This window comes from Nakamurella sp. UYEF19 (assembly GCF_040546275.1).
GTDB lineage: Bacteria > Actinomycetota > Actinomycetes > Mycobacteriales > Nakamurellaceae > Nakamurella.
The window spans coordinates 207631-227697 of the sequence record NZ_JBEPNO010000003.1; the positions used below are offsets into that span (position 1 = coordinate 207631).

Genomic DNA, 20067 nt, shown 5'->3' on the forward strand with positions numbered 1-20067 from the left:
GGCCTGATCGTATCCCCGGGCCTGATCACATCGCGTCGACCAGTGGGGGGACACATTGACCCGCATGGGTGAGTCAAATCCGTACTGTCTGCAACCAATCGGACAAAAGGCAAAGTCTGCGGGGTCAGAGCAAGCCGACAGGTGCCCGTCTGCCGAGCTTGGCAAACTCTCTCAGGGCAGCGGCGCGCAGATGCCGCGCTCCGACCCCCGTCCCGTCGATGGCCGCGTCATAGGCGGCGGCCAGCACGATGTTGCGCAGGTCGCCGCCGGCCAGTTCGATCGTCGCCGCCAGATGATCGAGATCGATCGGATCAGCGGCGTCCAATTCGCCGACCCGACCGAGCAGCTGCTCCAGCAGCAACTTTCGGGTGGGCTGATCGGGATCGGGAAAATGGATGATGAAATGCATGCGGCGGGCAAAGGCAGCATCCAGGTTCCCCCGCAGATTCGTTGCGAGCACGGTGATCCCGTTGAAGTGCTCCATCCGCTGCAGCAGGTAGGAGACCTCCTGGTTCGCGTACCGGTCCTTGGCATCCTTGACCTCGCTGCGACTGCCGAAGAGCGCATCGGCCTCGTCGAAGAACAGCACCACATTCAGGTTCTCCGCCTCGGCGAAGATCTTCTCCAGGTTCTTCTCGGTCTCGCCGATGTATTTGTCGATCACCCCCGACAGGTCGACCTGCATCAGATCCAGCCCCGCGGTATCGGCGATGACGTGGGCGGCCAGGGTCTTGCCGGTGCCCGGTCCACCGGTGAAGAGCGCGGCGATCCCGCTGCCCTTGCCGCCGGTGCCGTGCACCTGCCCGCGGGAGATCACGCTGTCCCGGAGCCGCACCCAGTCGCCCAGCCGGCGTAACGACGCATGGGTTTCCGCCGGCAGCTGGAGGTCCGCGAAACTCGTTCTGGTGGCCGCGAAACCGGGCCGGATCCGCCCCGCCCCGCCCAGCAGCCGGACGGTTTCGGCGACCAGTTGACCGTCGGGAGAACGGCGCATCAGGGCAGCCTGGGCCGCGACGTGACGGCCGGCCGCCCCGATCTGCTCCGGCGTGAGTCGATACGGCGCGAGCACATCACCCGACACCTGCTCGGCCGTGAAGTGCCTGCGCCACAGCGTAATCCGCTCCTCCGGAGCCAGCGGCGCCGCCCTGATCACCACCGGCAGTTCGGGTCGGAACGCCGGATTCCACCGGCAGCGCCCGATCAGCACCACTGGCACCGGCGAACGTGAGAGCAGCGAGATCACCTCGATCGCGTGGTCGTCACCGACCAGCACCTCCGCACTGCGCAGCACGAGCGCACTGGCCAGCAGGCCCGCCCGCCGGACGACGTGCAGCGCCGCGTCGAGCAGGGTGACCCCACTCGGCCGGAGCGCGAGGTCGAAGACGGCGCAGGCGATGTCCGCCTGCTCGAACGCCGACACGGCGGTGGCCAGGCCGGCCGCCCCCGCCGGATCCTCGACCCAGCAGAGCGAGGTGCCGGCCCGCAGCGCCTGGGCCAGCTGACAGGCGGATTCACTGGGCGGCAGGTGGTCGATGTCGGCGGAACCGATCTCCATCGCCTGGGAGATCGGCTCGGGCACGGGGTGTCCGACCAGCGTGCCGACGACGTCCTCGCCGACGGTCACCGCCCGGGCGAGATTCAGCGGACCCGGTGCCACCTGGAGCAGCCCCCACCGGAGCAATGGCGCCGTCCGACCCAGCAGGGCGCGCCCGGCTCCGGAGAGCAACGGAATCCCGGCCAGCTCCAGCAGCAGCGCGACCGACGCCGGTTGCGGCCCGGAACCGCCGAGCAACTGCCCGTAGGCCAGGGCGAAGTTCGGATCGAGGTCCGGCGCGGCGGCGGCCAGCAGCAGATCGGCTTCGGCGGGGGTGAGCCGGAAGACTGCGGCGATCCGCTCCAAGGCATCGGGCCCGGCCGTCCCTGCCTCGACGGCCGGATCGCCGTCCGGCGCTGCGTCGCCTCCCACCGGCGCTGCGTCGCCTCCCACCGGCGCTAAGTGGTCTTGGTCTTCGACGAAAGACTCGTCATCCAGGTCCGGATGGTCCCGGCGGAGCACGGCGACGACCGCCGTCCAGCCGGCGGACTGCGCCCCGCCGCGGCGCTGCACAGCCTGCTCGACGGCGGCGCGGACGTCGCCCAGTTGCCGGCCGATCATGCTGACCACCGTGTTCCTCCTCGCACCATCTGCTACCACTGCCTGCCACCAATGCCCGCTGTCCGCGACGACTGTCCCGCTGTCCTTCGACTGCCTGCTGCCCGCGACGACTGTTCGACCCGCCCGGCGCGTAGCGTTGCACAGCCGGTCGGCGGTTCACCGGCACAGCTCGGATCAGGACCCTGGTCGTCCTGAGAACCCGTCGTATCCGGACCTTTACCTTCCGTGAGAATTTCCACTCTTTAGTGGCGCATGTCCGATTCACTCCGATCGCTGAGTCGAATCGCGCCCCCCTTTCATCTGTTCGCCCTGTAGCAATGTCCCCGGAGCCACTCATTCGGTCCCGCAGAGATTTTCTGTGCACCAGTTGCTCACTCTCCGCAGCAATCTGCACGACGTGCACTCTCGGAGAGTGCTTCCTCCCCGCTGGACGGAAACGGTCGGACCCGGCAATCTGGACGAGCCGACGGGTCCTGTGTGACGCGTGGGTCGTGTGTCAAGACCGACGACCGAGCCCGATGACCGATGACGTTGACCGATGACGTTGAGTGCTGATCTGTCCTGCGCGAGCAGGTAATCCTTTGTCCCCACCACTCCTTGCGCCCTCGGCGGGTGCCCCTGGAGCACGCTGAAAAATGATCATCCCGACGATCGACACCGGTCTTGAAGCGCTCGTGCGGCAAGCGCTTCCGTTGCCGACCGCACTGGGTGACGTGTCGTTCGATTCTCCTTCTGGGACGTGGTCCGCCCAGTTGAACCGAATTACCGTCAACATGTTCCTGTTCGGCATCGGCCGGTCGCCGCAACCGCCACGTCCGGCGGTGGAGCAGGAGGTCAACGGCCGCCGGCAGCGCCGCGGCCCCATCCCGATGCTGCAGTTGCACTACCTGGTCTCCGCCTGGGCCGGTTCGGTGCGCGACGAGCACCAACTGATCGGCGACGTGATGACCACGTTCCTGCTCACCCAGGTGCTTCCTCCGGAGCATCTGCCCGCCGACATGACCGCCGGCATCCAGATCGCCGTCGCACCGCACGACAACAACCGGGCCAAGGACGTCTGGTCGACGGTCGGCGGCACCATCAAGCCTTCCTTCGAGCTGGTGGTCACCACGGCCAGCGATGCGTTGCCGTTCGTGGATACGGCAACGAGCGTCGCACGGGTCGAACGCCTGCTGGCCCCCTACGCAGCACCCGCACGGGCCGCGAGCATGTCTCCCTTCGGGAGGAGCTGACCGCGTGCGCGTGCGAGCCGACACCGACCTGCTCGATCTGGCCCCTGGCCAGCGGGCCGACATCACCGTTGACGTCATCAACACCGGTGATGTCATCGACGGCGTCACCGCGCGGGTCCTCGGACTGCCCGAGCAGCACGTCAGCAGTCGGCCGCCCGTCCTTCCGCTGTTCCCCGATTCGTCCGGGCAGTTGACGCTCACCCTCGCCCTCCCGGCGACCTTCCCGGCCGGGCGACATCCGATGACGGTCGAGGTGCTGTCCCGGCAGCCCGACACCGAGGCCGCGTACGTCGACGTCGATCTGGTCGTCCCGCGCGCTCCCGCCGTCACCATGGCGTGCAGCCCGCAGGTGATCAGGGCGCACCGCTCGGCCAGGTTCATCCTCACCGTCTCCAATCGCGGCAACGTGGCGCTCGACGTGGCCCTGGCCTCGAACGATCCGGAGAAGGCGATGTCAGTCGTCCTGCTGCCGAGCCGCCTGACGGTGCCGGCGGGCCAGGCCGGCGACGTGGTGGTCACCGTCCGCGGCCCCCGGCTGATCCTGGGGACCGACACCGACCGGCAGATCACCCTGACCGGGCTGGCCCGACCGGTGGGCAGTACACCGGTGCCGAAACTCGTGCCGACCGCGCTCGCGTCGATCGGTCCGGGCACGGCGCTGCTGCCTGCCCCACGACCGGGTACCGATCCGTTCCGCAACCCCGCCGGGACGCCGATCACCGACCCCGACGACCCGGATGCGGATCTGCCCGAAGCCGGCGAGGAGCCGCTGACGGCGACCGCGCCGATCACCCTGCGGCAGCGGCCGTGGTTCACCCGGGGCATGCTGACCGCCGTCATCCTGCTCTCGATCATCGCGCTGTGGGCCGCTGTCTTCCTCTTCGGCCTCGGCCAGGTCTTCGCCGGCGACCCGATGACGAAGTCCGCGCCCGCGTCGTACTTCGCCACCGCGCTGCCACCGGCCGGGACGCAGGTGGCGGTGTCGGAGGCGGCCAGCAACGGGCGGAACCCCGGCGCTGCCGGCCCTTCCGGCACAGTCGGTACCCCCGGTGCTTCCGGCAGCCCGGGCGCCGCGGGGACCAGCGGCAGCAGCGGAACCGGAGGCGCGGCGGGCGGTTCGGCGGCAGGCGCGGGCGCCAGCGCGGCAGGCGCGGGCGGCAGCGCGGCGGGCTCGGCAGGCGCGTCCGGCAGTGCGGCAGGCGCGTCCGGCGGCGAGCCACCGGCCGGAGCGCTGCCGAAGACGGGCGCCATGCCGGCCGGCCTCGGCGGCACCGTCTCGGGAACGGTGACGGCCGCGACGGACGGCGCTCCGGTCGGCCGGATCCTGGTCGAGGCGCTGCGCACCAGGGCCGACGGCAGCACGGTGGTGGTCAGTTCGGCCGCCACCCAGGCGGACGGGACCTACCAGGTGGCCGGGCTCTTCCCCGGCGCCTACAAGCTGCGGTTCTCGGCGGTCGGCTTCACCACCGTCTATCACCCGGCGGCTGCAGCCCCGGCCGGCGCAGCACCCGTCACCGTGGCCAGCGGGGCCGTCACCACCGCTGCCGACGCGGTGATCATCGGCAAACCGGCTACCGTCACCGGCTCGATCGACCCCGGCGACACCCTCGACAAGGTCGTCGCCACCGTCACCGTCCGCCCGCTGGGCGGCAAGTCGCAGGGGAAGACCGTCGCCACGGTCAAGACCACGGCGACCGGCGCCTACACGATCCCCAACCTGCCGGCGCCCGCCAGCTACCAGTTGACTTTCACCGCAACCGGCTACCAGCCGACCACGCTGCAGACCGACGTCAACGGTGGCGCAAAGCGTTTCGAGCCGTCGGTGCTCCTGTCGTCGGGCCTCGGCCAGATCATCGGCACCGTCACCGACGGTGCCAACCCGCTCGGTGGCATCACCGTGAGCACCACCGTCAACGGCACGGCTGTCACCACCGGAACGCCCACCACCGGTCAGGTCGGCCGCTTCGTCCTCGGGCAGCTGCCGACTCCTGCCACCTACGTCATCACCGTCACCGGTCCGGGTTTCGGGCAAGCCACGGTCGTCGTCGACCTCGGCCCCGGCAAGGCGGACAACGCCCTGAAGGTGGTGCTGACCAAGGGCACCGGCCAGGTCAGCGGGTTGCTGGTGGACGCCACCGGCAAGGGCATCGGCGGCGCGGTGGTGACCGTCGGCGGCGCGGCGGACCCACCCACCACCACCACACTGACCGACGGTGCCATCGGGAGTTTCACCCTCGACGGTCTCCCCTCCCCCGGCGCGTACACCTTGAGCTTCACGGTGCCCGGCTACGCGCAGGCAACTGTGCCGGTCAACCTCACCGGCACTGCCCCGGTGGCGCCGCTGCGAGTGGTGATGAGCGGTGCGCTCGGCCGGATCAGCGGGCAGGTCACCGGTCCCGGCGGAGTCCCGCTGCCGGGCGCGGCCGTCACCGCGACGGACGGCAAGCGGACCTGGCCGGTCACCTCGACCGCAGCCTCCGGCACGGTGCCGAGCGGCGGCTACGTCATCGACCAGCTGCCGGCCGGGATGTACACCATCACCGCCACCTCCCCGACCGGGGTGAGCCGGACCGCCCTGGTCACGATTTCCGCCGGAGGCGTTGTCACGCAGAACTTCCCGCTTTCCGAGAGCGGGTGAGCAGGTGAGGGTCGACGTCACTCCGAAGCGCATCGATCTCGAACAGGACACCCCGTTCAGCATCTCGATCACGGTCACCAACACCGGTGACCTGATCGGTGGCTACCACCTACGGGTGCTCGGCGCCGATCCGGGTTGGGTCCGGCTGGAGACCGAGAACCTCTCGTTGTTCCCGGACACCACCGAGACCGTCCGCGCCGTGGTCACCATCCCCAAGGGCGTCGGCGCCGGTGATCGCCGGATCGCCGTCCAGGTTCGAGAACTCACTCCGCCACAGGCCATCTCGGTCTCCGAGATCGACGTGCGGGTACCGGCGCGACAGGCTCTCAAGTTCGCCCTCAGCCCGATGACGGTGATCTGTGGCAGCACCGGCCGGTTCGGGCTGGTGCTGGAGAACACCGGCAACACCGTGCTCACCACCCGCCCGGTCGGCCTCGACCCGGAGGAGAAGATCGAGTTCACCTTCGTGCCGGAGGTGATCACCCTGGCACCCGGCGAACACGCGATCACCGACCTGCGGACCAAGGCCAGACGCCGCTGGTTCGGCACCCCCGTCGTTCGCACCTTCACTCTCGGCACCGCGCCGGACGAACCTGTCGACGTGGTCGGGCCCGCCGACCTGCTCGACCCGCCCACCGTCCCGCGCCGAACGAGGGTCAGGCCGGGGGCGGTCGCTCCGGCGGTCCCCAAGATCGAGCCACTGGCGACCGGTTCGATGCTGCAGAAGGCCCGGATCGCCCGCGGGGCGATCTCGTTGCTCAGCCTGCTGCTGGCGGTCAGCGTCTTCGCCGTCGTCATCACGATCGCTCTGTCCCGCCTGGTCGGGGTCTCGGCCGCCGACCGGGACCTGGCCATCCAGGTCGCGGCGGCCCGTCAGGCCGATTCCTCCTCCGGCTCCTCGACTCTCGGCGGGACGGTCAAACTGCTGACCGACGGATCGCCGGCCGCGGGGGTGGCGGTGGAGCTGTTCGATGCCGCTGCGCTGGCGTCACCGCTGACCAGCACGGCCACCAACGACAAGGGCGCCTGGACCATCCCCTCGCTGCCGCAGGGCACCTACAAACTCCGCTTCCGTGGCGCCGGCTTCGCCGAGATCTGGTACCCCGGAGCGCTCACCGGCGCCGACGCCAAACCCATCGAACTGCAGACCGGCCAGAAGCTCTCCAACCTGGCGATCACCCTCGGCGGGTTGCCGGCCACGGTGTCGGGCAGCGTGCTGGGCGACGACGTCGCCGCGGCTGTGCTGACCGTGTCGGTGCCCGCGTCCGACCTGCCGCGCGGTGGTGCGCCGCCCACCCCGGCACCGGTCACCACACCCGGAGTCGTACCCGCGCTCACCGCACCGAGAACCGCACCGCCGACGTCGGCCGCCCCGACGTCCGCAGCTGCTGTGACCTCGGCAGCCCCCGCAGACTCGGCCAATGGCGGCGCCGTCGTGCAGACGCTGCCGATCGGGTCCGACGGGACCTTCTCGGTCGCGGATCTGCCGTCACCGGCCGTCTACGACCTGACCGTCTCCAAACCAGGGTTCGCGACCGCCACCCAACGCATCGACCTGGCCGGTGGCGAGGACCGGGCCGGCGTGCAGTTGCGGCTGCGCACCGGCGACGGTCTCATCTCCGGCACCGTGACCGGCCCGGACGGCCCGCTCCCCGGGGCCATCGTCACCGCCACCACGGGCACCACGGTGGTCAAGACCGTGTCGCTCACCGAGGGCGCGGTCGGCACCTTCACGTTGCGGGGGTTGGTCACCCCCGGCACGTACACGGTGACCGTCACGAAGGACAACTTCACCACCCAGAGCTCGACCCTCACCCTGTCCGCCGGGCAGAAACTGGTCGGCGTGCAGCTCGCGATGGCCAAGTCGTCGGGGTCGCTGACCGGCTCGGTGACCCTGCTGCCGGCTGGCACGCCGGCCCCCGGCGTCACCGTCACCGTCACGACCGGCGCCACCACCGTGACCACGGTGACCCAGTCCACCGGCAGCGTCGGCGCGTGGAACGTGGCGGGCCTTCCGGTCCCAGGGGCCTACACCGTCACGTTCTCCCGGTCCGATCTGCAGTCGCAGACCGTGGCGGTGTCGCTCGACGCCAACGGAACGCTGTCCGGCGGCGCCGGCACCACCGGTGGCGGCATCGCCGTCGGGATGACGTCGGCCTCCGCGCTCATCACCGGCACCGTCACCCAACGAGCGGCGAGCGGTAGCACCCAGAAAGTCGGCGAAGCCGTCATCACCCTGTCCTCCGGCACCAACACCTACTCCGTCAGCAGCGCCTCCCTGCCGTCGAACTCGTTGGGTCGCTACGAGATCACCGGGATCAGCCCCGGTACCTACACGCTGTCGGCGAACCGACCGGGCACCAGCCCGACGACCGTCATCGTCACCGTCACCGCCGGGCAGGTCCTCCACTACGACCCGGTGATGATCCCGCCCGCCGCGATCACCGGGGTGATCACCAGCCGTAGCGGAACCTCGGTATTCGGGCTCGAGGTCGACCTCTACCAGGCGTCCCGCTACCCGGCCACGATCTACCGCTCGACCAGCACCGACGTGAACGGGGCCTACTCCTTCCCCGACGTCGACGCACCGCAGGCCTACGTGGTGGAGGTGCGCAGCACCACCGCCGGCGCACTCGGCTCGGCCACCCTGGTGCTGGCCGCCAGTCAGGCCGCCGTGCTGGATCTGCTGATCGGCGAGATCCCGGCGACCACACCGGCGACGACCACACCGGCGACGACCACGATCCCGTCCAGCACTCCTACGACGTCGAGCACCCCCGTCGCCACCACACCCATCACCCCGGTCACCACGACGGCCACCACTCCGACGACTGCTTCGACGACTCCTTCGACGACCTCCACGGTCCCCGGGGTGGCGCCGGCGGGCGGATCCACCACGTCCTCCTCCACCTCGAGCCCGGCAGTCGCACCTGCCACCGGCATCCCACCTGCGACGGCGAGCACACCATGACCGACTTCCCGCCATCGCGCCCGCCGGTCGGCCCAGCCGCCGGCGACGTCAGCCCGCTGGTCGAACTTGCACCGTTGATCCGTTGCGGCGCAGGTGATTCGGCGACGTTCGAGGTGTTCGTGACGCACCGCGGTCTCGAGCCGGCGCACCTACGCGTCACCGTGCTGGGCCTGGACGGACGCTGGGTGCCACCGCCGTTGCCGGTCGGACCGATCGAACCGGGCGAGACCACCCGGATCACGTTGTCGCTGGTTCCCGAACGCGGCACCCTCGGCGCCCAGTACCCGTTCGTGGTGGCCGCAGAAGCCAGCCCGGTCAGTGGCAAGGGCAGCCCGGTGATGGGGGTCGCCGAGTCGACCCTGGCAGTGGACGGCCGCGATCCGATCACCATGACGGTGTCGCCCCAGACGCCGGTGGCCGCGTTCTCGCGGCGGGTCAAGGTGCAGATCACCAACCCCGGTCACGTCGACCGTGAACTGCGGCTGTCCGGTTCGGCGGCCCGGGGGGCGGCCCTGTCGTTGAGCTCCACCATGATCGTCGTCCCGGCCGGGCGCACGGTGACGGTACCGGGTCGGGTGCGGGTCACCCACCCCCGGCTCATCGGCCACCCGAACACCCACACGTTCGTCGTCGCCGCGCGCGGTCAGGGCGCACCGGAGTTCGCCGAGGGCACGCTGAGATCCAAGCCGATGATCGGCGGGCGGATCACCGGGTTGCTGATCGCGGTGCTGGTGATCGCACTGTGGGCCGGCGCCGCCGTGGTCGGCATCCCGAAGCTCTCGAACTACTTCGCGGGCAAGAACGACGCGCCGGCCACCGCGGCATCGTCCCCGTCGGGCGGCGCCGCGGCCTCGGGGGCTGCTTCGTCCGGTGGCGCTCCGTCCGGTGGTGGGTCCTCCGGGGCTCCGAGCTCGGGTGCCGGCGGAACCGGCAGCGCGGCTGCGGGTGGGAGCGGCGGGGCAGGCGGGGCCGGTGGTGCAGGCGGAGCCGGCGGGGCCGGTGGTGCCGGCGGGGCCGGTGGTGCCGGCGATGCCGCGGCCGGCAGGTTGTCGGGCACCATCACCGGCATCACCCCCAAGGGCGTGCAGGTCACCCTCGAGCCAACCAGCCTGGTCGAGGCCGCGGCAGCGGGTGCGGCACCGGCGGCAGGGGTCACCGATCCGAGTACCGCCACCGCCCTCCGCTCCGTGTCGACGGCACTGGGCAAGGTCCCGGCGGACGCGGTGCGGATCGCCACCGCAGCGACCGACACCGGGATCCGGACCACGACATCAGCGGCCGACGGCAGCTTCTCGTTCTCCGGCATCAGTGCGCCCGGCTACTACCTCCTGACGATGGCCAAGGCCGGATTCGCCACCCAGCGTTTCATGGTGAACGCGGCCACCCTGGTCGGCGCGACCCCGCTGAAGGTGGCGCTGGTCCCCGGTAACGGGTCGATGTCGGGCAAGGTCACCAGCTCGGCCGTCGGCGGCAAGGTCGGCGCCGCCTCGGTGACCATCACCGACGGCACCGTCTCGCTGCAGACCAGCTCGTCGTCCAAGACCGGGATCTGGACCGTCAAAGGTCTGTCCACCCCGGGCACCTACCTGGTCACGGTCAGCTCCCCCGGGTACGGCGCATCCTCGAAATTGGTCACCCTGGCCGCCGGCGGCACGGGCAAGGCCGACCTCGCGCTGACCCCGGGGGTGGCGGCGATCGGCGGCACCGTCAGCGGGGTCGACGAACTCGGCCATCTCGGCGGCATCGGCGGGGTGACCGTCACGGCCACCGGCACCAGTCAGGGCGTGAAGGCGAGCCGGACCGCCACCACCGTGACATCCGGTCCGGTGGGCACCTTCTCGCTCCCGGACCTGCCGGTCCCCGGTGACTACACCGTGACCGTCAGCGGTAGCGGCTATGCCGCGCAGACCCAACAGGTCTCGCTCGCGGCGGGCAGTTCTCTTGCTACTGTGAATGTCTCGCTCACCAGGGCGGACGGAACCGTCAGTGGAACCGTCGTCGGGGACGGCGCCGAGGGTGGCCTGATCGGCGCCGGTCTCATCCTGACCGGATCGGCCGCGTCGTACAAGACCATGACGACCTCCGTCCCGGCCGGCGCCTACCGCTTCACCGGTGTGCCACCGGGAACCTATGTGCTGCAGGGCTCCCAGTACGGACGTGTCGCCTCCTCGGCCACCGTGGTCGTGACGGCGGCCGGAACGGCCATCGCCAATCTGCACCTGATCGGGGCGCCGGACACCGAACTCCCGGCCACCGCCCGGATCAAGGGCAGGGCCGTCGATTCCCGCACCCAGGGTCCGCTGACCTGTGACCGCGCGGCCATCGCCAATGCGGTGTGCGAGGTGACCGCCTCGGTCCCCGTGCCGGTGCGCGACAAGTCCGGACGCAGCGTGTCGACCAGGACCATCACCTCGGTCGCCGGTCCCGCCGAGGACTACACGCTGCCCAGCCTGGACAGCAAGCAGGACACCGGGCTGGTCGCCGGCCTCTACGCCGTGACCCTGTCCGCACCGGGCTACGAACCGACGACGGTGCAGATCCAGGTCTCCCAGGGACAGGTGACGCCTGCGCCGCAGGTGAGTCTGCCACCGCTGGGCCTGATCTCGGGAACCATCACCTCGCACGCCGGCACCCCGGTGACGCCGAGCTGCGTCGTATCGGTGCCGGCCGGGACCGCGGTGCCGACGGCCTGCACCCGGACGACCCCGACCACGTGCGTCGCCACCGCGTCACCGACGGCCAGGTGCTCGGTCACCGGTCTCGGTGGAACCTACGAGATCCGCGGGCTGCTGCACGGCGGCTACCAGGTCGTGGTGCTGCCTACCGACCGTGAGTACCTGGCGACGACACCGCTTGCGGTGCAACTGGAACTGGGCGGTGACTACCGGTTCGACACCGCGCTCGACCGACTCGGCCGCGCCACCGTCACAGTGCTGGCGCCGAACCTGTCCAGCCTGGCCCTCGGGGCGGCCAAGGGCGCGGTCGTCGGCATGGTCGACGCCGGCGGGATCGGCCGCGGCTCGCCGCTCGCCGGCGATTCCACCGCCAACGACGGCATCCTGACGATCACCAATCTGCTCGGCTCCTACTCGGCGCGGGCCAGCGGCGACATCCCGACCGGCTTGACGACAGGCACCACCACTGTGCCCGGGACCGCCTCTGTGGCAACGGGTTCGATCGGCCTCAACCAGACGGTGGCGATCACCGAGGTGCTCACCGGGCCGATCGGCGCCGTCGTCGGGCACGTCACCGTCTCGGTCGACGGCGAGGTCCGCGACGTCGCCAACACCCCCGTCCAGGTGTCCGGGGTGGTCGGCTTCTCGGGTCGGACGCCGGTGTCGGGTTCCGTCACGGTTCCGACGGACGCGAACGGTTGCTATGCCATCGTTCCCGTCGGCTGGAAAAATCAGTACCCACTGAAGTCCAGTGACTGTCCGGTGGCGATCACCGGGAAGTCCGCCTCCGTCATGCGGAACACCGACGGGAGCGCCGCGTCCCTCGTCGCCCTGCCGATCGGGGTCAGCGTCGCCGCCAACGACGACCCGGTCACCCACAACCCGAGTACCCAGAACTACTCCGCCAGCGGGGTTCTCATCGGGTTCACCGGCCAGGTCAGCGTCATCCCGCCGATCTCGCTGCTGGCGCAGCCGTCCGACTTCCCAAACCTGAGCCTCGATCTCAAGGCCCCTGCGGGAGTCGCCCTCGATGCATCCAACACCAGTATCGTGGTGACCCGTAAGCCGGCCGGGGCGGGCAACATCACGGTCAAAGCCGATGCCGACGGCACCCTTTCCTTCAGCGACTCCCTGCTCGTCGCGGGCAAGGCAGTGCCGGGCCTCTACACGCTCAGTGCCACCAAACTCGGTTTCTCCAGCGCGGCGGCCACCGCCGCGAACGGCGCCGGAATGGCCTCGGGCTACGCCACTCTCTGGTGCGATCTCGGCCGGAACTGCCGGTTCGGCACCAGGGCCGCCGCCGCCGCGGCGTGGACGATGTCCCAGCTGCCGACCATCAGCGGCTCCATCGTGGCGCCGTCGCTGCCGCCCGGGGTCGCCCTGGTCGACGCCGACATCACGGTCAATGCGGCGCCGTCGGCCGCCGGTTCCATCTCGGTCAAGGTGGCGGCGGACGGCGGCGTCATCTTCCGGGACGCGACCCTGCTGGGCGCGCAATCGTCCGGACTGGCGGGCGGTCTCGCCCAGCCGACGGCCGCCGGTGCGCCCTACCGATTTACCGTCTCACTGCGGGGTTATGTCCCACTGCAGGTCGCGATCACCTGCAGTGCAACCTATTTCAACGGCTGCACAGCCTTCGACGCGACCCTTGTCCCGCTGCCTCGCTTCAGCGGGACGATCAAGCTGGTCCCAGCTCCAGCCATCAGCGGGGAGACATTGGCCGGCGTCACCATTTCGGTTAGTCCGCAGCCCGCTCCGCCTGGTACGCCTGTCGCCGTTGGGATTGCCGACACGGCCGGCCTGACCTCGTCACTGACCTGGCAGGACCCAAATCAACCAGCAGGCGTCATCTCCTTCGGGAACTACTCGCTCACGTTCGCCAAGACCGGGTATCAACCTGTCACGGTGCCCTTTGCGTGTCCCACCGGGTCCTTGACGTGTGCATTCAACAACGGCGCCCCGGCCACCCTCACCATGTTCCCGACGGGAGCCGGCACTGTGAAGGTCACCGAGTTGCTCCCTGGTGGTGCGGACATCTGGCCCTCAGCTGTCGTCACGCTCACCAAGGCGCCACCCGGTACCGCCGGCCTCAAGGTGACGGTGGAAAGGGATGGCAACGATCCCAAGATCGGCCACTTCGTCTGGGTCGACACCGGTCTGCCGGCAAATCTGGCAGGGGTGATCCAACCTGGCACCTATGCCTTGACGGTTGCCGTGCCCGGCTACGGGAGCGCCACCAGTCCCCCAGTCGCCTGCGCCGTAGGTGATGTCTGCGCGCCGACTGCCGGAAACCTAGCTCGGCTGGCGGTCTTCGCCGGAACTGTCACGACCACTCCGACCGTCGCGGCCGACACCAGCGGAATCGCCGGGGTCACGGCAACGGTGACAGCACAGCCGATCCCGTCGGCGCCGGGCTCCGGCATCACCGTGGACATCGCGGCCGACGGCACGCTGAGCTGGAACGATCCGGCCCAGCCGGCCGGGATCGTTGCCAGTGGCAGCTACACCGTGGTGTTCGCCAAATCCGGGTACGCCTCCATTAGTACGACGTTCGCCTGTTCCAGTGGTACCTGCGGTCCGGGCAGCGTGAATCTCCTGGAGTTCCCGCTCGGCGGCGGCACCGTCTCGGTGGCCGGCTTCCTGCCCGGGACCACGACGGTCAACTGGAACAAGGCCATCGTCACGGTGGCCAGCGATGTTCCCGGCGGCACCACCTCGACGGTCAAGGTCGACACCACGTCGACCGGACTCCTCACAAGCCTGATCTGGTCCGATCCCGGGCTTCCCTATCCAGGTTTGACAGTCCCGGGCAACTACACCATCACCGTGTCGATGCCGGGGTACGCAACCTACATCAGTGAACGGTCGTTCTCGTGCGTGGCCGGGTCCGCTTGCGCGCCCCCTGCGATCGAGCTCGGGCTGCTGCCGGTGTTCTCCGGCACCGTCATCGCCACTTCGACGATCACCGGGGCGGCCGACACCACCAGCGGGGTCAATGTCGCGGTGAACGCCCAGCCCAATCCGAACACGAGCCCCGTCAGCGTCACTGTCGACCCGACCACCGGCCAGATCAACTGGGCCGACCCGAGCCAGCCCGCCGGCGTCATCGTGGCCGGCTCGTACAGCCTCACCTTCACCAAGGCCGGGTATGCCCCCAAGGCGGTGCAGTTCACCTGCGCGACCGATGGGACCGGTTGCAACATCGGCACTGTCGCGCTGCTCATGGATCCACACGGGACCGGCTCGGTATCGGTCACGGTGCCGCCGCCGAACGGAGCGGCGATCGACTGGACGAAGGCAACGCTCACCCTGGTCAACCAGGCTCCGGGATCCTCGACGCTGACGATCTCTTTGATCCCGGACGGGACGCCTGCCAGCCTGACGGCGAACTTCAGCTGGGCCGACAGCGCACTGCCGTTCCCCGGGATCACCCAGCCGGGCGACTACCGCATCCGCGTCACCCTCCCCGGCTACGGCAGCGCAACCAGCGGCCTCTTAACCTGCAACGCCGGAGACCGAACCTGCGGTCCCACACTGCTTCTCACCCAGCAGCCCACCTTCACCGGCATCGTCACCACCAATCCCGCCGGCGGATCGCTGCTGGGGACGGTGGTGTCGGTGACGTCACCGGCCGGGGTGAATGCCGTCACTGCGACGGTGGCCGCCTCGACGGATGATCCGACCAACGGCACGATCCTCTGGCAGGAGGCCGGCGGTGCACCCCCTGGACTGGTTTCCTATGGCACGTACCAGATCTCGGTCAGCAACAGCAACTACCTGCCGACCACGGCGGCCTTCACGTGTTCGACGACGACCTGTGCGCCCCCCACCCTCCTGCTGACCAGGACCAGCACGTTGCAGGTAAATCTGGTCAGCACATCCGGGGCCGCACCCGTCAACGGGGGTCTGTTCAATCTCACCGGCACCCTGATCACCGGTAGTACGGTCAGCGCTGCCGCCACCTCGAACACCGTCTCCTTCCCCGGCCAGTCCCCGCTCGGTGACTACACGCTCAACGTGCACGCTGCCGGGTTTGCCAACGACACCTTCACCAAGTCCACCCTGTCGACGTCCAGCTGCACCAACGGCACGGTCACGAAGACCGGCTTCAGCGTCCTGCCCGGCGGGACCACCGTCTGCACGGTCCTCCTCTCGCCGCTGGGCACCATCACCGTCCACACGGTTGGCCTGAGCGCCGGGACCAGCTCGGTCCTGCCGTCGACCACCGTCACCGTCGTCAAGTTGGTCGGTGGTTCGCCGTCCGGTCCCAGCTTCGCCGGCAGCACGTCGATCAACGGCGACCTGAGCCTGACCGGTGACACCACGAACGACGGGCTCACGGCCGGCACGTGGCGGGTCACGGCGACGCAGACCGGATACACGAACAAGGTCGGCACCATCGACATCGACGCCACCGCCAACTTCGCCATGGCGAATCCGACCGGCGGCCTCACCCTGGCCAGCGGGGTGCTGCAGGTCCAGCTGACCGTCAAGCCGGTCGAACTGCAGGTCCATCTCACCCTGAACGACGTCGAGTCGCTCCCGGCCGTGAAGGTCAGCATCGCCGGCCCTGCAACGTTCAACTGCACCATCGTCCGGACGTCGGCCACCGGCGTCACCCCGGAGACCTACGCGTGCAGCGAGACCACGGCCACCGGCACCGTGTCCAGCGGCACCACCGTCAAGTACGTGGACTTCCCCTCCGTGCCACCGGGTGTCTACACGATCACGGTGTCCTCACCGACGTCCGCGTACCGGACGTACAGCCAGCAGACGCAGATCGCGGCGGGTACGCCGCTCCAGTACGTCTACATCCCGCTGGACCAGAGGGCCAGCACCCAGAGCGGGACGGTCTTCCTCGGCAACACCCCGAACACCGGGATCACCGTGACGATGCGGGCCGCTCAGGACATCACGGCCATCCAGAACGACCTCAAAGGTGACCCGCTGTCGGTCCAGCCGAATTCCTCCGGTCTCTACACCTTCACGAACGTGCCGGACGGCGTCTACACGGTCGTCGCAGAGTTCCCGGGCTACACCTTCGCGACGTACCCGTCGTCCGTGACGGAGGACTCCGGCCTGAACAAATCACCGCCGGCACTGGCCGGTTTCAGCCTGACGGCGCGGGCGACCAGATCAGTCGACGTCACGGTGACCTCTGCCGCCGGCGGCACCGCTGCGGATCTGAGCGGGGCGACCGTGACACTCACCCGCACCGGGACAGCGGTGACCGGATTCACCGATGCCGCAGTGGTTCTCACGCTGCCGGCCACCGGACCGTTCACGGTCAACGTGCCCCAGATGCCTACCGGTACCTGGACCGCGGCGATCACCGGTGAGAAGAACTCGCCGTACCAGGGCAACTTCACCGGGCAGACCGTAGTCGTCCCGCAGGGGCCGGTCAGCGCGTCGCCGCCCGTGGTGGCGGCTGCGCTGGCGGTCCAGCAGGCCCTGACCACCCTGACCGTCACCTGGGACACCGACATCATCGATCCGAACATGCCCACCTGTCTGACCGCACCCGCCAGCGCGCCGGCCACGCTGGCCCTGGTGCTGACCGATACCGTGGCCAACACCACCAAAACGATTGCGGCACAGGTGGTTGTCGGCACGTCGACGGCAACCGCGACGGCTGCCGTCTACCTACCGCAGGGGTCCTACTCGTTCAAACCGACAGTCGAACCGACCATGTGGACGGCTACCTCGACCACCTTCACCGTCGCGAACCCGTCGGCCGGCAATGCGACGTCCAACCCGGCCGCGCCGACCGTCGCACTGGCCCCGGCGAAGGTACCGGTGGCGGTCTCGATGCTCGTCGACGGCGTCGGTGCCGGCGCGAACGGCCTGACCGTCACGGCCACCAAGGGCACCTCGAGCCCAACGGCCGTGCTCGACAGCAATGGCCAGGCGAGCCTCTGCCTGGCTCCTGGCTCCGGGTGGGTGTTCTCGCTCTCCTCGACGACGGTCAACCTCTCCGCGCCGACACAGACGGTCAACGTGCAGGCGGCCCCTATCGCCACGGATCCCGCCCGGGACAACGCGGTCGCCTTCACGGCCTTCACGGTGACCCCGCAGGTGTCGCTGGCGACCGTCACCGGACGGACCAGCACTGCTGCCAGCGATGTCGTGGTAACCATCACCCGTGACGGCACCCAGGTGTACAGCAAGACGGCACCGGGTGTAGCTCCAGCTGCCCCTGCCACTTCCCCGGCGGTGATTCTGGGTCAGTGCTCCGTGTGCCTCTACTCGATCAAGGCCACCCCACCGACCGGACCCTTCGGCGCCAGCACCGCACAGACGTTCACCCCTTCGGCCGGGCTGTCCGTACCGGTGACCCTGCCGTACATCGCGGCCATGGTGACGGTCACCGTGACCCACGGCAGTCCTGCCGTCGCGACCCCCGGAGCTGCTGTCACCATCAACGTCGCCGGGATCACTGCACCCGACACCGACCTCAACGGGAAGAGTCTGATCCAGGACGTGCCGGTCATCGCGACTGCCCGTACGTTGACCGCGACCTGGACCGACACCGCGCCGGCCACCCCGAAGAACTACAGCGGCACTGCGAACAAGGTCTTGGTGGCCGGTGCCAACACCGTCACCGTCCCGATGACCTGAACTGACGGTCCGCACCGGGTTCTCGCGCACAATCAAACGCGGTCGACTTCAACCCGACGCGGTCGCCGACGCCGGCCGATCGCGAGCCGGTGCGTAGTAGCGTGACGGTTTCAAGATCGATCATCAAGGGCCACAGGCTGTTCACGTACGGGAGCTCAGCAGTGACGCAACATCCGGAGACCTCGGGCCGGGAGCACCGCTTCGTCCTGGTGGACTGGGCTGATCCGCGCGCGGTCGAGTTGCGGCGCCGGATGGACACCGAGATCTTCGCCCGGTACGAAAGGCCCGACGACGACCCGGAACCGGCCGAGCTCACCCAGCGGCGTCGAGACGCCCTCCGGGTGGATCCGGCGGACATCCGGGCCACCGTGCTGGTGCTGGATGGTGGCCAGGCAATCGCTCATGCGGCCCTGCGCGAGTTGCGGGGCGACTGGGAGGTCAAGCGGGTCATCGTCGATCCTGATTGCCGCGGTCGGGGCATAGGCCGAGCCTTGATGCTCGAACTCGAGACGATCGCTCTTGCTGCCGACGTCTCCCGGCTGATCCTGCAGACCGGCGATCGTCAACCCGACGCCGTCGCGCTCTACGCGGGCCTGGGGTACACGCCCATTCCGATCTACGAGCCCTACCTCGAGACCATGCCGTTCTCGCTGTGCTTCGAGAAGCATCTGCGCGCGGCGTAGCGGCCCCCCAGTACGGCTCTACCGCCTCCATCCATCACCGCAGGCAGCAACCAACTACCCCATCCGGCGACACAGCCACGCCAGGACGGTCAGCGGGCGATGAGATCGCCTACCCTGCGCAGGGTTTCCTGCAGGTTCGCCTCGCTGGTGGCACCCATCGCCTCGTCGACCGTCAGCCAGCGCAGTAATGCGTCCGGCTTCTCGGGCCGCACGGTGTCGGGAAGGTCGGTCGACAGCACGAACCGGAGGTCTGCATGCTCGTGCGCTGGGCTGTCCCCCTTGGCGACCACGCCGACGATCACGGCATGCACCAGCTCCGAGCTCGGCCACGGTGCGAGGTCCGGCAGGCCTGTTTCCTCCAAGCCCTCCCGCAGCGCGATCTCCATCGGCGAGGACTCCCCCGGATCGCCATGACCACCGATCTGCAACCAGGCCTGCTGACGCGCATGCCACCGCAGTAGGACCCGTCCGGTCGGTGGGTGCACGACCACCGCCGACGCCGTGAGATGCAGTGGGATCGATTGGGACCAAGGATCTTCCGCCCCATCCGCCACCTCCAGTATGCGGTCCACGTCGGCCTTCTCTGCGGCGTCGACCGGCCGGTACCCGGCGAGGAGTTCAACAACAGGACGGGTGGGGGGCATGCACCCGATGGTAGGTCAATCGCCCGCGGCCGGGTCCAGAGTGTCGGATAGCGTGGTTCCGCAGTTTCGAACAGCGTGGTTCCGGAGCCCGGTGACCAGACGGCCTGGCAATTCGCGCGACTAGCTCATTTGGCCTGCAGCGGTCGGACGATGCCTTGAGAGATGATCCACTGAGGTCCGCAGCGTAGAAGCCACCAGGAAGGATGTCCCATGTTCGTCGTCGTCATCATCGGTGAGAGCCAGGAGCATGCGTTCGCAGCTCCCCGCGCGGTTGGTCCGTTCGAAACCTTCGATCTGGCTCAGGCTTTCAGCCTGAGCCTCCACCAGAAGTGGGAGGCCGAGGACGGCGATTCCGCCCCGACGGCCACCGTCGTCCATTTGGAGGACGCATATCCGGGGGTTGTAGTCGGCGAACTCTGACCGTACGTCGTGGCTCGTGGCTCGTGGCTCG

General features: G+C 69.3%; 8 protein-coding genes. 6 read left to right on the forward strand and 2 right to left on the reverse strand.

Annotated elements, in window-relative coordinates; translation table 11 throughout:
- Positions 1 to 124: 124 nt before the first annotated feature.
- Positions 125 to 2155 (reverse strand): ATP-binding protein, encoded by a 2031-nt coding sequence (locus ABIB25_RS07125; protein ID WP_354527975.1) that lies wholly within the window; start codon positions 2153 to 2155, stop codon positions 125 to 127.
- A 635-nt stretch (positions 2156 to 2790) separates the two neighbouring features.
- Between ABIB25_RS07125 and ABIB25_RS07130 the strand changes: the two genes are divergently transcribed.
- The 5 genes from ABIB25_RS07130 to ABIB25_RS07150 all read left to right on the forward strand — a co-directional run bounded on the left by ABIB25_RS07130 (position 2791) and on the right by ABIB25_RS07150 (position 18972).
- On the forward strand, positions 2791 to 3387 hold the full coding sequence (locus ABIB25_RS07130) for a Pvc16 family protein (protein WP_354527732.1): 597 nt from the start codon (positions 2791 to 2793) through the stop codon (positions 3385 to 3387).
- 4 nt (positions 3388 to 3391) lie between these two features.
- On the forward strand, positions 3392 to 6025 hold the full coding sequence (locus ABIB25_RS07135) for a carboxypeptidase regulatory-like domain-containing protein (protein ID WP_354527733.1): 2634 nt from the start codon (positions 3392 to 3394) through the stop codon (positions 6023 to 6025).
- A gap of 4 nt (positions 6026 to 6029) precedes the next feature.
- On the forward strand, positions 6030 to 8996 hold the full coding sequence (locus tag ABIB25_RS07140) for a carboxypeptidase regulatory-like domain-containing protein (protein ID WP_354527734.1): 2967 nt from the start codon (positions 6030 to 6032) through the stop codon (positions 8994 to 8996).
- Positions 8993 to 18289: a carboxypeptidase regulatory-like domain-containing protein gene (locus tag ABIB25_RS07145; protein ID WP_354527735.1), complete on the forward strand. Its 9297-nt coding sequence runs from the start codon at positions 8993 to 8995 to the stop codon at positions 18287 to 18289. Before ABIB25_RS07140 ends, ABIB25_RS07145 begins: the two co-directional genes overlap by 4 nt.
- Positions 18290 to 18450: 161 nt before the next feature.
- Positions 18451 to 18972, forward strand: coding sequence for a GNAT family N-acetyltransferase (locus tag ABIB25_RS07150; protein WP_354527736.1), 522 nt, complete (start codon positions 18451 to 18453; stop codon positions 18970 to 18972).
- 89 nt (positions 18973 to 19061) lie between these two features.
- On the opposite strand, the gene ABIB25_RS07155 is transcribed toward ABIB25_RS07150, so the two are convergent.
- Complete coding sequence (locus tag ABIB25_RS07155; RefSeq protein WP_354527737.1) at positions 19062 to 19616, reverse strand: NUDIX hydrolase; 555 nt, start codon at positions 19614 to 19616, stop codon at positions 19062 to 19064.
- A 210-nt stretch (positions 19617 to 19826) separates the two neighbouring features.
- Between ABIB25_RS07155 and ABIB25_RS07160 the strand changes: the two genes are divergently transcribed.
- Positions 19827 to 20036, forward strand: a complete 210-nt coding sequence (locus tag ABIB25_RS07160) for a hypothetical protein (RefSeq protein ID WP_354527738.1) — start codon at positions 19827 to 19829, stop codon at positions 20034 to 20036.
- Positions 20037 to 20067: the final 31 nt, after the last annotated feature.